Genomic DNA, 13,613 nt, shown 5'->3' with positions numbered 1-13,613 from the left:
CGGACGACGTCGGGGTGCGTCGGGGCTACGGTGGACGGTGGGCCGGTTAACTTCGGTGAAACAAACGAGTCACGCCCGAGAAATCACCCGTCCCTAGGGTCGGGACCAGCGTGTGCCACCGCACTGGCCGCACGAACGATCTACCACCCCGGCATGGCGGTCGGGAGTAGGAGGAGCTGGATGTTCCAGAACGCCGACGAGGCCAAGAAGTTCATCGCGGACGAGGACGTCAAGTTCGTCGACGTCCGCTTCTGCGACCTGCCGGGCGTCATGCAGCACTTCACCGTGCCCGTCGAGGCGTTCGACCCGGACGAGGAGCTGGCGTTCGACGGTTCGTCGATCCGCGGCTTCCAGGCCATCCACGAGTCCGACATGGCGCTGCGCGCCGACCTGTCGACGGCACGGGTCGACCCCTTCCGCCGGGACAAGACGCTCAACGTCAACTTCTTCATCCACGACCCGATCACGGGCGAGCAGTACTCCCGCGACCCGCGCAACGTGGCGAAGAAGGCCGAGGCGTACCTGGCGTCCACCGGTATCGCGGACACCGCGTACTTCGGTCCCGAGGCCGAGTTCTACGTCTTCGACTCCGTACGCTTCGCGACCGGGGCCAACGAGTCCTTCTACCACATCGACTCCGAGGCGGGCGCCTGGAACACCGGCGCCATCGAGGACAACCGCGGCTACAAGGTCCGCTACAAGGGCGGCTACTTCCCGGTCCCGCCGGTCGACCACTTCGCCGACCTGCGCGCCGAGATCTCCCTGGAGCTGGACCGGGCCGGCCTGAAGGTCGAGCGCCAGCACCACGAGGTCGGCACCGCCGGCCAGGCCGAGATCAACTACAAGTTCAACACGCTGCTCGCGGCCGCCGACGACCTGCAGCTGTTCAAGTACATCGTGAAGAACGTGGCCTGGCGCAACGGCAAGACCGCGACCTTCATGCCGAAGCCGATCTTCGGTGACAACGGCTCGGGCATGCACGTGCACCAGTCGCTGTGGAGCAACGGCGACCCGCTGTTCTACGACGAGCAGGGCTACGCCGGCCTGTCGGACACCGCCCGCTACTACATCGGCGGCATCCTCCGTCACGCGCCGTCGCTGCTGGCCTTCACCAACCCGACGGTGAACTCGTACCACCGCCTGGTGCCGGGCTTCGAGGCGCCGATCAACCTGGTGTACTCGCAGCGCAACCGCTCCGCCGCGATGCGTATCCCGATCACCGGCTCGAACCCGAAGGCCAAGCGCGTCGAGTTCCGCGCCCCGGACTCCTCCGGCAACCCGTACCTGGCCTTCTCCGCGCTGCTGCTCGCGGGCCTGGACGGCATCAAGAACAAGATCGAGCCGGCCGAGCCGATCGACAAGGACCTCTACGAGCTGGCTCCCGAGGAGCACGCCAACGTGGCGCAGGTCCCGACCTCCCTGCCGGCCGTGCTCGACTCGCTCGAGGCCGACCACGAGTTCCTCCTCCAGGGCGACGTCTTCACGCCGGACCTGATCGAGACGTGGATCGACTTCAAGCGCACCAACGAGATCGCCCCGCTGCAGCTGCGTCCGCACCCGCACGAGTTCGAGCTCTACTTCGACGTGTGATGCTCTCCCGGGCCGGAGCGGTGCTCCGCTGCCCCGGGCCGTCCGCGAGCCGTCGGCCGGCTCTCCCCGCGCGGGAGGGCCGGCCGGCGGCTTTCCGGCTCCGCGCCTGCGGTCCGGTGGAGAGGCGGGCCGGGCCGGTCCCCGCGCCGCCCGGCGCGGCGGGCTGAGTGGAGCCATGGGTTCCGGCGAGGCAGGCTTGGTGCATGAGGTCGCTCTTGCGCTCGCCCCCGGTGCCAGGAGCAGGCGGTCGTGACCGGGTCCTCTTCGTGCTGATGCAGTGCGTGCCCTTCGTGATCGCGCTGGCCGTGCTGGTCGTCGAACTGACGCCCGCGCACTTCATCTACACCGGCCCCTTCCTCACCGCCGTCCCGGCGCTCGCGGCGGTCTCCCTGGGGCCGAAGGGGACCACCGCGGCCGCGGCCCTGGCGGTGGCGATCAGCGCGACCACCGCGACCTACAACGGGGCGTGGGGCACCCTGCAGGTCTACAGCAACTTCCTGGCCCTGATCCTGGTCTCCGTGGCCGGGTTCATCACCAGCCGTGCCATGCAGGAGCGCAGGCAGCGGGAGTTCGACCAGGTGCACCGCATCGCCGTGGCGGCCCAGGACGTCGTGCTGCGGCCCGTGCCCGCGCGCCTGGGCCCGCTGCGGGCGGGCAGCCTGTGCCTCGCGGCCGGGACGGGCGCGCAGGTGGGCGGTGATCTCTACGAGGCGGTGCAGACGCGCTTCGGGGTCCGGATGATCGTCGGGGACGTCCGGGGCAAGGGACTGTCCGCGGTGCGGGCCGTCGCGGTGGTGCTGGGGGCGTTCCGGGAGGCCGTGCACTACGAGAGGGACCTGGTGGAGGTCATGAACCGGTGCGCGGCCGCACAGCGACGGGAACTCGCGGTGCCGGGTGCGTACGGTCAGGAGGTCCTGCTGGAGGGGTTCATCACGGCGCTGATCGCGCAGGTGCCGGAGGAGCCCGTGGTGCAGTTGGTCAACCGTGGGCATCCGCCACCGCTGCTGCTGCACGGCGGCAGGGCCGCACCGCTGGCCCCGGGCCTGCCGTCACCGCCGCTCGGCCTCGAAGACCTCGTCACCGACCTGCCCGACGCGCCGGAGAGCTATGCGTTCCTCCCCGGTGACCGGCTGTTGCTGTACACCGACGGCGTGATCGAGGCCCGCGACCGCGACAGCGCGTTCTTCGCCCTGCCGGAGGCCGTCGAGAGGATCGGCGCCGGCCCCGCCCCCGAGGAGTTCCTGGAGCAGCTGCACCGGGCGTTGACCCGCCACAGCGGCGGCGCCCTGGCGGACGATGTCGCGATGATCATGGTCGACCGGTTCGACGAGACGGACCGGGCTGATCCACCCGCGGTCTGAGCAGGCCGGGGACGGAGCCGGCCGATCCACCCGCGGTCGGACCGGGGTGCCCTGCCGGGCCGAGGTGCCCTGCCGGGCCGGGGCGCCCTGCCGGGCCGGGGACCGGGGTGCCCCGCCGGGCCGGCGCCCCCTCGGCGCGGGGCCGGTCCGTGGCGGGCCGGTGGCCGACCCGGCGGCCGGTGGCCTCCCTGAGCCCGGCCCGCCGTGTCCTCGCGTGGTACGGCCGGTGCCGTGCTGCTTTCCGCAACGGCGGGGCGCGGGCGTATGTTCGACAGAGGAGTCATTCAGCGGAGGCGACCGGCGCGCTCCGCATCCGGCGAGACGGGGGGCCGTATGCCGACGCACGAGCAGGGGCAAGGGCAGGAGCACGACAACGGGCACGGGCACGAGCACGGCCGTGCTCATGACCACGAGCACGGCCGCGGCCACGACGACCAGGCGCGCGAGTTCGACCTGAGCTGGGCGGACGACGCCGAGCACAAGGAGCCCTCGGCCCGCGCCCGGATGCTCGCCGAGCGCTGGAAGCATCAGCCGCCCGGCCCCGTCCCCTTCCGCCCGGACCCCACCCCGTCCCGGTCCCGCCGCGTCCACCGCTCCCCCTGGGTCTCCACGGCGATCGTCCTCGGCTGCGTGGTCCTGGTGATCCTGCTGATCGGCTACCTGAACACCTACTAGGCCGACAACTAGGCCGACAACACCTGCGGGCCGACCGGACCGGCCCGCAGGCGCCCACCCGGTCGTGGCCGGCCCGCCCGCAGGCGCACCGGGCCGCGCACCGCACGGGCGGCGGCCCCGGTGCGGCCGCGTACCGCGCCGGGCCCGGCGGACGCCGTTCCGCGGCGCGGCGCCCCCGCGGAGAACCGGCCCCTCCGCACGGAAGGCGGTCGCTCGCGGGCGGTGGGTGCACACTGGCAGTGGGGCGAGTGCCTGACGACGGGGCGAGGGTCCCCGGGTATGGAGTGATGGGCCATGCACAGTCGGTTTCGTGGTGACCGCCGGTTGACCGTACGGATGTCGGTCACGCTTTTTCTGCTCGGACTGCTGTACGTGGCGTTCGTGGCCGCGCTCGTGGTGCTGCTGAAGTCCTGGGTGCTGGTCGTGGTCGTCGCGGCGGGGCTGCTGGGAGCGCAGTACTGGTTCTCGGACCGGATCGCGCTGTTCGCCATGCGGGGCCGGGTCGTGGAGCGGGAGGAGTACCCCGAGCTGCACGCCGTGGTGGACCGGCTGTGCGCGCTGGCGGACATGCCGAAGCCGGCCGTCGCCGTGTCCGAGATGGACATGCCGAACGCGTTCGCCACGGGACGCAACCCCGACAACGCGGTGGTGTGCGTGACGACCGGGCTGCTGCGCAGGCTGCAGCCGGGCGAGCTGGAGGGCGTGCTCGCGCACGAGCTGTCGCACGTGGCGCACAAGGACGTCGCGGTGATCACCGTCGCGTCGTTCCTGGGCGTGATCGCGGGGCTGATCGTGCGGTTCGCCTTCTACTCGCAGCTGTTCGGCGGCGGGCGCCGCGACCAGAACACCGCCGTGATCTTCATCGCCGTGATGGCGGTGTCCGCCGCCGTGTACGCGATCAGCTTCCTGCTGATCCGGGCGCTGTCCCGGTACCGGGAGCTGGCCGCCGACCGGGCCGCCGCGCTGCTCACCGGGCGGCCCTCGGTGCTGGCGTCGGCGCTGACGAAGGTGAGCGGGGACGTCGCCCGCATCCCGACGAAGGACCTGCGGACCGTGCAGGCCTTCAACGCGTTCTACTTCACCCCGGCGCTCGGCGACGGCCTGGCCCGGATGTTCTCCACCCACCCGAGCCTGGAGCAGCGCCTGGAGCAGCTGGGGCGGATCTCCGGCGAGCTGGGTGAGGCCGCCGAGCCGGGTACGGCCGGCTGAGGCGGGGCCCGGATGAGGCTGCTGGACATTCTGCTGGGCCGCTCCAGGCCGGTCGCGCCGGACCTGGACCGGCTGTTCGGGCTGCCCTCGGCGGCGATCACGCTGGAGGCCGCGACCGGGTTCACCCCCACCGGGCAGGGCGCGGTGTGCTTCGCCACGGTGGAGGGGGCCGCGTTCGAGCAGACCCACCGCGAGGTGCGGGCGCTGCTGGACGCCGACGCGGGACGCGAGGGGCTGCCCGTCGCTCTGGAGGAGGACGCCTACGGCTACTCCTGGCTGGTCTCCCGGCGCTCCCCCGAGGCCCTGCCGCAGCTGGTCAACGACCTGCACGCGGTGAACACGTCCATGGAGGTCAACGGGTTCGGGCCGCAGCTGCTGTGCTCGCTGGCGGGCTTCCGCGACGACAAGGGCCGCGGTCTGGCCCTGGTCTACCTCTACAAGCGCGGCACCTTCTACCCCTTCGCCCCGCTGCCGGGCGAGCGCCGCGACAACGCGCTCGAACTGCGGGTGAAGGCCGCCCTCGTGGACGACCTGCGCATGGAGGAGGACCTGGGCCGCTGGTTCCCGCTGTGGGGCGCCCCCGGGCTGTGATGCCCGGCCGGGCCGCCGCCTGCGGGGCCGGGGTGCGGGACCTCTCCGCCGTGCCCGGCCCCGCGGCGTACGCGGTCCGGCGCAGGACACCCGGCCGCCCGGTGCCCGGCGGTACGCCGCCGCCGGTGCTCCGCGCGCCGCCCGGACCCGCGCGGCCCCGTCGGCGGAGCCCGGCCGCAGCCCGGCCACAGACAGACGGCGGCGAGCGCGGCGAGGACGGCGAGGACGGCGAGGGCGGCGAGGACGGCGCGGGCGACAACGAGCGCCGCGGACAGACGGCGGAGACGGCGGCGAGGGCGGAGACGGCGGCAAGGAGGGCGGCAAGGAGGGCGGCAGACGGACGGGCCGAGCGGCTGCAGAACGGCCACCAGGGGCAGGCAGCGGGCGGCAGGCAGCGGGCGGCGGTTCCGCGGGGCGCGGTGCGTGCCCGCAGGGGCGGGCGCGCACCCCGGCCGGGCCGGGACACGCAGGCGCCCCGGACGGGGCGGGGCGCCCCGCACAGACGTCAGCGGCTGTAGCGCATCAGCGCGCGGACCATGTGGCAGGTCGTGTCGGACGGCGGATGTATGCCGATCTGTTCGGCGGCGCTGCGGATGGTGTCGTTGCGGGCCTGGTTCGGGACGTGGACCCCCGAGTCCAGGAGGGCGATGGCGAGGCGCATCGCCTTCAGACGGCGGTTGTGGGTGATGTACCAGTCGCGCGGCCGGCCCGGCGGCAACGGACGCTTCACCACCGGCTCGTACGGCAGGTCGAGCAGCACGGGGCGCTTGGCGGTGGACTGGGTCGGAAGCGGCTTGGAGCGGGACGTCGACGCCGGCTTCGGTGTCGTCGTCGGGGCGGGCGCCGACATCGGCTTCGGATCTGCGGCGGCAGCGGGCACAGGCATCCTCCTGTCGCGATCAGGGTGGGGCCGAGGCCGTCCGGTGACCTCGGCCCCACCCTCGAACACTGCCTCAATTCTACTGCCCGCCACTGACATCCAGACAGTACGCCGGTCCGTCGGATCCGCAGGTGAAACGGGTCATGACACTGGAGTCACAGCCGCCCCGCGGGACGGACGAGGGCCCTCCGAAATTCGAACACGGCGGGGTTGGCACACACCCGGCGCGCGCGGTCGGGCCACCGCTCACCGCCGGCCGCCGCGTACCGTGTCGGCATGGAGATCTGGATCAACCCGGCCTGCTCCAAGTGCCGCAGCGCCCTCAGCCTGCTCGACTCCGAGGGAGCCGGGTACACCGTCCGCCGCTACCTGGAGGACGTGCCCGGCGAGGACGAGATCAGGGAGGTGCTGGGGCGGCTCGGTCTCGAACCCTGGGACATCACCCGCACCCAGGAGCCGGCCGCCAGGGAGCTGGGCGTGCGCGGGTGGAGCCGGGACGAGGCCGCGCGGGACCGGTGGATCGCGGCGCTCGCGGCACACCCGAAGCTGATCCAGCGGCCGATCATCACCGCACCGGACGGTACCGCCGTGGTCGCCCGGACGGAGGAGGCGGTTCGGGACGCCCTGGGCCGCACCTGACCGGTGGACCGCCTCTGCCCACTTCTGCCCGCTTCCGCCCACCGCGAGGTGGGGCGCAGCGGGTCCGGGGGCGGTCCTCGGCGGATCCCGTCCGGGCGCGGCGGGTCGTGTCCGGCGCTCCGCCCGTACCCCTGGCGGCGCCGCCCGCGCGCCGAAGGTGAAGGTCACTCAACTCCGCTGTGACACAGGTTACTTGGCATCACCGCCGTAACCGCTGAGTAACTCCGTTCGGGAGCCCGTACATAGCGGCGTACTCTTCCCGACTCCCAGGAGGCGCGCATGTCGCGTAGGAGGACTCTCAGCACGAAGAAGAAGGTGGCGCTGCTGGTGAGCGCGGCGACGGTGGCGGGTGGGGGCGCCTTCGTCCTGGCCAGCACCTCGAACGCCGCGCAGCCCTCGGCGGACTCCACGGTCTGCCAGGGGCTGGCCACCGCGCTCGGCAACAACGAGCGGTTCATCGAGGGCCAGCGGGCCGCGCCCGACGCCCAGTCGGAGGCGCGGATCGCCAACCGCGAGGCCGTCATCAAGCAGATCAAGGTGCAGCAGGAAGCGGCCGGCTGCGTCGTTGGGGAGTCGGCTCAGGGCTCCCAGTCGGCGCAGAACGGCCAGCAGGCGGGCGGCGGTCAGCAGATGGGCGGCGGCCAGGCCGGTGAGCAACAGGCCGGAGGCGACGACCAGCAGGCCGGCGACCAGCAGGCGGGGGCCGGCGAGCAGGCCGCCGCCGGGCAGCAGGTCTGCAACGGCTCCACCGTCACGCTCTCCGGCGAGGGCGGCGCCCCGGCGGCGTCCAGCAACCAGTTCCCGGCCGGTACGAAGCTGAAGGTGACCAACCTCGACAACGACAAGTCCACGACCGTCGAGGTCACCTCGGTCTCCGGCAGCTGCGTGCTGCTGAACAACGCCGCCTTCGAACAGGTCCGCGAGCCCGGCAAGTTCCTGATCCGCCGGGCCGTGATCGAGAAGGTGGGGTGAGGCTCAGCCGGACAGGAAGTCCCCGAGGCGGCGCCCCAGGCCGCCGGGCGCCGACTGCGGCAGCGCGTGGTGCGGGACGTCCGTGACCGTCCCGGTCTCCACGCGCGGCAGCAGCCCGGCGGCCCGGGCCGTCACCGTGTACGTGTCCTGGGTCCTGCTGTTCGCGGCCACGAGCAGCAGGACCGGCACGTCGATTCCGCGCGGCGCCTGCGGCGCCGGACGCGGCCCGGTCACCGGCCGGGCGGCGGGGAATCCGGCGGCCGCCTCCCGGAGGCGGAGCGAGGAGGGGTCGAGGGGGACGCCGCCGGTCTCCCACCGGAGGAACGCCCGCACCCGCCGCGGCGACGGCCGCACCGGCAGGGCGCGCAGCAGGTGGCCGGGCCGGAACCCGGCGAAGCGGCCGGTCGGGTCCGGTACGAAGCCGCCCGGCCGGTCCCTCTGCAGCTGCGAAGGTCCCGGGAGCTCGGGCGCCGGGGGCGCGACGGGACCTCACGGCGTGATGTCGGGCACAGCAGCGCCCGGAAACAAGCGGTTCACATGCGAGCAACGGTCGGGAAACCGCCCGTTGACAGGCTGCCGTGCATCGACGGCGGAGCACCGGTGCGGCAGTGCGGCAGCACCCGCGGGGCACGCCTGGACCCACCCCCGAAGGAAGTGGCTCGTGACCTTCAAGGCTGAGTACATCTGGATCGACGGCACCCAGCCGACCGCCAAGCTCCGCTCCAAGACCAAGATCATGCCGGGTTCGCCCGCCGGTCTGGACGCGCTGCCGATCTGGGGCTTCGACGGGTCCTCCACCAACCAGGCCGAGGGCCACGCCTCGGACTGCGTGCTCAAGCCGGTCTTCACCTGCCCGGACCCGATCCGCGGCGGCGACGACGTGCTGGTGCTCTGCGAGGTCCTCACCATCGACATGGCGCCGCACGAGTCCAACACGCGGGCCGCGCTGGCCGAGGTCGCCGAGAGGTTCGCCGCGCAGGAGCCGGTCTTCGGCATCGAGCAGGAGTACACCTTCTTCGACGGCACCCGCCCGCTCGGCTTCCCCGAGGGCGGGTTCCCGGCTCCGCAGGGCGGCTACTACTGCGGCGTCGGCGCCGACGAGATCTTCGGCCGCGACGTCGTCGAGAAGCACCTGGAGAACTGCCTGGCCGCCGGCCTGGGCCTGTCCGGCATCAACGCCGAGGTCATGCCCGGCCAGTGGGAGTTCCAGGTGGGCCCGCTGGCCCCGCTGGAGGTCGCCGACCAGCTGTGGGTGGCCCGCTGGCTGCTCTACCGCACCGCCGAGGACTTCGGCGTCTCCGCCACCCTCGACCCCAAGCCGGTCAAGGGCGACTGGAACGGCGCCGGCGCGCACACCAACTTCTCCACCAAGGCGATGCGCGAGGGCTACGACGCGATCATCACCGCGTGCGAGTCGCTCGGTGAGGGCTCCAAGCCGCTCGACCACGTCAAGAACTACGGCGCCGGCATCGACGACCGCCTGACGGGCCTGCACGAGACCGCCCCCTGGGACAAGTTCTCCTACGGTGTCTCCGACCGCGGTGCCTCGGTGCGCATCCCGTGGCAGGTCGAGAAGGACGGCAAGGGCTACATCGAGGACCGCCGCCCGAACGCCAACGTCGACCCGTACGTGGTGACCCGCCTGCTCGTCGACACCTGCTGCTCCGCCCTGGAGAAGGCCGGCCAGGTCTGATCCCAGGACCGTACGAGGCCCGACGGCCCGGCCTCGCAGCGGCTTCGCAAGGGGGCGTCCACCCGACGGTGGACGCCCCCTTCCGCGTAGGCCGGGCCCCACCGGGTGCGCACCCGCGATCAGCCGACGGGAGTGCGGGACGTACCCGGCTGCCGACGGCGGCGGCAGCCACGCGCCCCCGCCGGAGAGCGGACGAGCACCCCTCCCACCACGGACGGCCCCGCACCGCCTCTGCCCGCCGCAGAACCGCTTCCCCGCGGCGGCACGAACGGCCAGAGTCGACGGCATGAGACTTCTGGTGCTGGGTGGTTCGCAGTTCGTGGGGCGGTCGGTGGCCGAGACGGCGGCCGGGCGCGGCTGGGACGTGACGGTGTTCAACCGGGGACGGCGGGCCCCGGTCCCCGGGGTGCGCTCGCTGACCGGCGACCGCACCACGCCCGGCGGGGTGGCGGCCCTGGCGGAGGGCGAGTGGGACGCCGTCGTGGACACCTGGTCGGCCGAGCCCCGTGCGGTGCGGGACACGGCCCGGCTGCTGCGCGGGCGCGTCGGCCGGTACGCGTACGTGTCGAGCTGCTCGGTGTACGCGTGGCCCGCGCCCGCCGGGTACACCGAGAACGCGCCGCTGGTCGAGGGGGCCGCGGCGGACGCCGGCGCCACCGACTACGCCCGCGACAAGCGGGGCGGCGAGCTGGCGGCACTGGAGGCGTTCGGCGCGGACGCCTCGCTGCTGGTGCGGGCGGGGCTGATCCTCGGCCCGTACGAGAACATCGGCCGGCTGCCCTGGTGGCTGACCCGCATGGCCCGGGGCGGCCAGGTCCTGGCGCCGGGGCCGCGGGAGCTGCCGATCCGGTTCGTGGACGTGCGCGACCTGGCCGTATGGCTGCTGGGCGCGCTGGAGGGCGGGACCGCCGGCCCGTTCAACCTGGTGAGCCCCCCGGGGCACGCCACCATGGGCGGCCTCCTGGACGCGTGCGCCGAGGTGACGGGCGGCACGGCCGGCCTCCGCTGGACCGACCCGGCGGCGGTCCTCGGGGCGGGCATCGAGCCGTGGACCGAGCTGCCGGTGTGGACGCCCCCGGACAGCGAACTGCACGACGCCCTGCACGCACCCGACGTCACCCGCGCCGTCACGGCGGGCCTGCGCTGCCGCCCGCTCACCGAGACGGTCACCGACACCTGGACGTGGCTGCGGACCCTCCCCGGCCCGGCCCCCACCCGCCCGGACCGCCCCCGCGTCGGCCTGGCCCCGGAACGGGAGGCGAAGGTGCTGTCGGACACCAGCTGACGAGGTGCCTCGTCGCGGCGCGCACGGGGCCACGGTGCAGGCGGCGGGGCCGGTGAACGCGCTCCCCGTGCCGTCGTCCACGTCCAGGACCTCGAAGCCTCCGCCCTCGGCGCGGCGCTCCAGTTTCCCGCGGGAACAGCACACGCCTGCGGATCTCGTCGCGGGCCTCGTCGCCCGAGGGGAGCACCCGGTGCCGGGGCTGTCCCTCAGCACGCTGTTCGGGACGGTCTCGCGATCGGAGCCGAGTCCGGCACCGGCGGTACCAGCTCTGTGCCGTGGCCGGTCCGCTGGGCTGGCGCCTGCCCGGTCTGTTCGCGGTCGCCGGTGAGCCGTACTCGGAGGAGCTCCGGCCGGTGCAGCTCTGCCGCCACCTTGGGCGGGTTCTCGTGGCCGCCGTCCTCCCCCTGACCATCGCCCAGTTGATCGAGACCACCGAGGAGGCGAACCGGCTGAGCGCAAGTGAGAGCCACGGCGCGTGGCAGCCCGTCTCGGAGGGCTTCGTCGCGGAGTGCCCGGACTTCCCCTGACGGCCTGGGCCCACTTGCCGAGGCCCGGCGCTCCCAGCATTGAAGGGTGTCCTGCGACAGTGCTCCTTCGTGCGCCTCGAACATGGGCCGCCGCTACCAGACGACGATCCCACCGCCCTCGGCCCTGGCTCGCAGTGCGGCGGCAACGATGTTCCCGAAGCGCTTGGTGACGTAGTCGGCGTCGTAACCGCATCGTCCGGCCAAGTGGTTGAGATGCGGGCGGACGGCCTCACACTCGGTGAGGAAGTCGGCGATCTCGTCCCGTTCCACGTAGAGGTCCCCGCCGTCGAGTCGCGGGAAGAAGCGGGAGCCCAGGGACCGGATCGCCATGGAGCCCCAAAGCCGGGTTCGGGTGCTCTCGAAACCGGCCATCGTGTCGCCGGACTCGGGGTCTTCCAGAAAGTCGCGACCGCCGTCGGCGTCGTAGACGAAGGTGTGTACGAGGAGGCTCATGGGCCGATTCTCCTGACTGCGGCCACGCCACGTCGAACGCATTGATGTCCGAAACATCTGGTTGCCCCTCATGGGCGGTTCGAGCCGGTTCCTGGTGCTCGGAGGTGTCCGTCCGTGGCCTCCTCGGATCGGGGCCCGGTGGTGGGCCACGAGCGCCAGGGGTGATCGGTGGATGTCGGGGTGATGAAGCCAGCGGAGTTCGTCGTCGCGTTCGTCGATGAGGAGTCGGTACGGCGGCGAGAGCCGTTGCGGTCGTGCTGGACGTCGCGGTTCGAGCGGGCTCGACCGGTACGCGCGGTGAGGTCGTACGCCAGCCAGGGATCGGTGACCCGGGACTACTGGTCCGCGACCGCCGGCGGTCAGCTGTCCGGCGGGTTGCCGATCAAAAGGGACGGGACACTGGGGGTCGTAGCGTCGGGGCTGATGGCGATCTGCCGCGGACGACGTCCGTCTCGCCGGCCCTGCTCCGGGATGCCGGGACCGGTGTCCCGGAGTGCCGTGCATCGTGCTGTCTCCGGGGAGACGAGTCCGATGCCGGGGCCGAGGAGACGTGTCCGACGGCGACCTTGCTGCGATACGCCTCCGGGGTGAACTCCGGGTTCGGTCAGGGGTGTGACGGATTCCCGCGTGCTTGGTGCGGTACGAGACTCGGAAGGGAAACGGATGGTGCCCGGGGCTCCGGGAGTCGAATCGAGGTGGCCGATGAGTGCCTTGTCGTCGGGTCCGGGGCGGCGTCTGCTGTTGCAGGGTGTGCTGGTTCTCGCCGCCGGCGCCGGTGGGGCCGGGCAGGCCGTCGCACTGCCCAGAGCGGCATGCGACGGTGGGGCGGAGGTGGTCGAGGAGACGTTCCCCGGACGGCGGATCGTGGATCTCGTGGTGAAGTCGGCCGCGCTGGCGCGTCCTGCCGGGGTGCGGCTTCTCACTCCCGAGGACTGGCACGCCCAGCGGCCCGTGCGACGCTGGCCGGTGCTGCTGTTGCTGCCCGGCGGGGACGGTGATCACCTGGCGTGGACCCGGGACTACGGGATCCATCACCTTCCCGCGTTGCGGCACACGCTCGTGGTGATGCCTGAGATGCCGCTGTTCGGCTTCTGCACGGACTGGTGGAATCACGGCGAGGGCGGCCCGCCGGCCGTGGAGACGTTCCATCTGCGCGAGGTCCTGCCGCTCGTGGAGCGCCGTTACGGAGCCGGGACGAGGCGGGTGGTCGCCGGTCAGTCCCAGGGCGGGTTCGGCGCTGTGTCGTACACCGCGCGCCATCGGGGGACGTTCCGGGCGGCGGCAAGCTACAGCGGCTTCGTGCACCCGCTCCAGCACCCTCGCGCGGTACGGGCGGCGATGACCTATCTGGGCCTGGAGTGGACGGCGCTGTGGGGCGATCCGGTGCGGCAGCGTGCAGTCTGGCAGGCCCACGACCCCGCACACCTCGCCCACCGGCTCACCGACATCCCCGTCTGGCTGTCCTGCGGTGACGGGAGGCTTGGCCCACTGGACCCGCCTGACACCCCTCCGGACGAACACATCCCCGGTCTCGAAGACCCGGACGCGCCGTTCCCCACCGACGTCCTGTCACCGACCGAAGCGATCATGCGCGAGGAGAACGAGACCCTGGCCCCCGTGCTCCGTGCGGCCGGTGCCCTGGTGACGACCCGGTTCCACGCGGGGACCCACGATCCGGCCTACTGGTCACGCGAGCTCCGCGCCTCGCTCCCCACGCTGCTGCAAGCCCTCCACTGAA

General features: G+C 72.8%; 13 protein-coding genes and 1 pseudogene. 11 read left to right on the top strand and 3 right to left on the bottom strand.

All coding sequences use genetic code 11. The annotated features are described in order from the left end of the window. Positions 1 to 180: 180 nt before the first annotated feature. The 5 genes from glnA (at position 181) to pspAB (ending at position 5,426) form a co-directional block, all read left to right on the top strand. Entirely contained in the window at positions 181 to 1,590 is a 1,410-nt protein-coding gene (gene glnA / locus AC5K6T_RS05200) for a type I glutamate--ammonia ligase (RefSeq protein ID WP_493206049.1), read from the top strand. A gap of 203 nt (positions 1,591 to 1,793) precedes the next feature. Then, positions 1,794 to 2,951 (top strand): PP2C family protein-serine/threonine phosphatase, encoded by a 1,158-nt coding sequence (locus tag AC5K6T_RS05195; RefSeq protein WP_493206047.1) that lies wholly within the window; start codon positions 1,794 to 1,796, stop codon positions 2,949 to 2,951. A 453-nt stretch (positions 2,952 to 3,404) separates the two neighbouring features. Further along, entirely contained in the window at positions 3,405 to 3,626 is a 222-nt protein-coding gene (locus AC5K6T_RS05190) for an SCO2583/SCO2584 N-terminal domain-containing protein (RefSeq protein WP_493207349.1), read from the top strand. A gap of 294 nt (positions 3,627 to 3,920) precedes the next feature. Continuing rightward, positions 3,921 to 4,835, top strand: a complete 915-nt coding sequence (gene htpX, locus AC5K6T_RS05185; RefSeq protein ID WP_493206045.1) for a zinc metalloprotease HtpX — start codon at positions 3,921 to 3,923, stop codon at positions 4,833 to 4,835. A gap of 12 nt (positions 4,836 to 4,847) precedes the next feature. After that, on the top strand, positions 4,848 to 5,426 hold the full coding sequence (gene pspAB / locus AC5K6T_RS05180; protein ID WP_493206043.1) for a PspA-associated protein PspAB: 579 nt from the start codon (positions 4,848 to 4,850) through the stop codon (positions 5,424 to 5,426). 505 nt (positions 5,427 to 5,931) lie between these two features. Here pspAB and AC5K6T_RS05175 read toward each other — a convergent pair. Next, entirely contained in the window at positions 5,932 to 6,276 is a 345-nt protein-coding gene (locus AC5K6T_RS05175; RefSeq protein ID WP_493207347.1) for a hypothetical protein, read from the bottom strand. A 306-nt stretch (positions 6,277 to 6,582) separates the two neighbouring features. On the opposite strand from AC5K6T_RS05175, the gene AC5K6T_RS05170 reads away from it, so the two are divergent. Together AC5K6T_RS05170 and AC5K6T_RS05165 are read left to right on the top strand one after the other, a co-directional pair. Then, positions 6,583 to 6,945: an arsenate reductase family protein gene (locus AC5K6T_RS05170; protein WP_493206041.1), complete on the top strand. Its 363-nt coding sequence runs from the start codon at positions 6,583 to 6,585 to the stop codon at positions 6,943 to 6,945. Between the two features lie 279 nt (positions 6,946 to 7,224). Further along, the gene (locus AC5K6T_RS05165; RefSeq protein WP_493206039.1) at positions 7,225 to 7,917 is read left to right on the top strand and encodes an SCO2207 family protein; all 693 of its coding nucleotides are present in this window, start codon (positions 7,225 to 7,227) and stop codon (positions 7,915 to 7,917) included. 3 nt (positions 7,918 to 7,920) lie between these two features. On the opposite strand, the pseudogene AC5K6T_RS05160 reads toward AC5K6T_RS05165, so the two are convergent. Further along, positions 7,921 to 8,337: pseudogene (locus AC5K6T_RS05160) on the bottom strand (alpha/beta hydrolase); the annotation flags it as partial. 241 nt (positions 8,338 to 8,578) lie between these two features. Between AC5K6T_RS05160 and glnII the strand changes: the two are divergent. From glnII to AC5K6T_RS05145, 3 genes are all read left to right on the top strand, one after another. Then, entirely contained in the window at positions 8,579 to 9,610 is a 1,032-nt protein-coding gene (glnII, locus tag AC5K6T_RS05155) for a glutamine synthetase (RefSeq protein ID WP_493206037.1), read from the top strand. 286 nt (positions 9,611 to 9,896) lie between these two features. Continuing rightward, the gene (locus tag AC5K6T_RS05150; protein ID WP_493206036.1) at positions 9,897 to 10,895 is read left to right on the top strand and encodes an NAD-dependent epimerase/dehydratase family protein; all 999 of its coding nucleotides are present in this window, start codon (positions 9,897 to 9,899) and stop codon (positions 10,893 to 10,895) included. A 275-nt stretch (positions 10,896 to 11,170) separates the two neighbouring features. Beyond that, positions 11,171 to 11,422: a hypothetical protein gene (locus tag AC5K6T_RS05145; protein WP_493206034.1), complete on the top strand. Its 252-nt coding sequence runs from the start codon at positions 11,171 to 11,173 to the stop codon at positions 11,420 to 11,422. 93 nt (positions 11,423 to 11,515) lie between these two features. On the opposite strand, the gene AC5K6T_RS05140 is transcribed toward AC5K6T_RS05145, so the two are convergent. Then, complete coding sequence (locus AC5K6T_RS05140) at positions 11,516 to 11,875, bottom strand: hypothetical protein (protein ID WP_493206032.1); 360 nt, start codon at positions 11,873 to 11,875, stop codon at positions 11,516 to 11,518. A gap of 702 nt (positions 11,876 to 12,577) precedes the next feature. On the opposite strand from AC5K6T_RS05140, the gene AC5K6T_RS05135 reads away from it, so the two are divergent. Further along, the gene (locus tag AC5K6T_RS05135; RefSeq protein ID WP_493206030.1) at positions 12,578 to 13,612 is read left to right on the top strand and encodes an alpha/beta hydrolase; all 1,035 of its coding nucleotides are present in this window, start codon (positions 12,578 to 12,580) and stop codon (positions 13,610 to 13,612) included. Position 13,613: the final 1 nt, after the last annotated feature.

This window comes from Streptomyces sp. B8-7 (assembly GCF_058833805.1).
The sequence above is the reverse complement of the archived record's forward strand: the minus strand, read 5'-3'. Positions and strand labels throughout refer to the sequence as shown.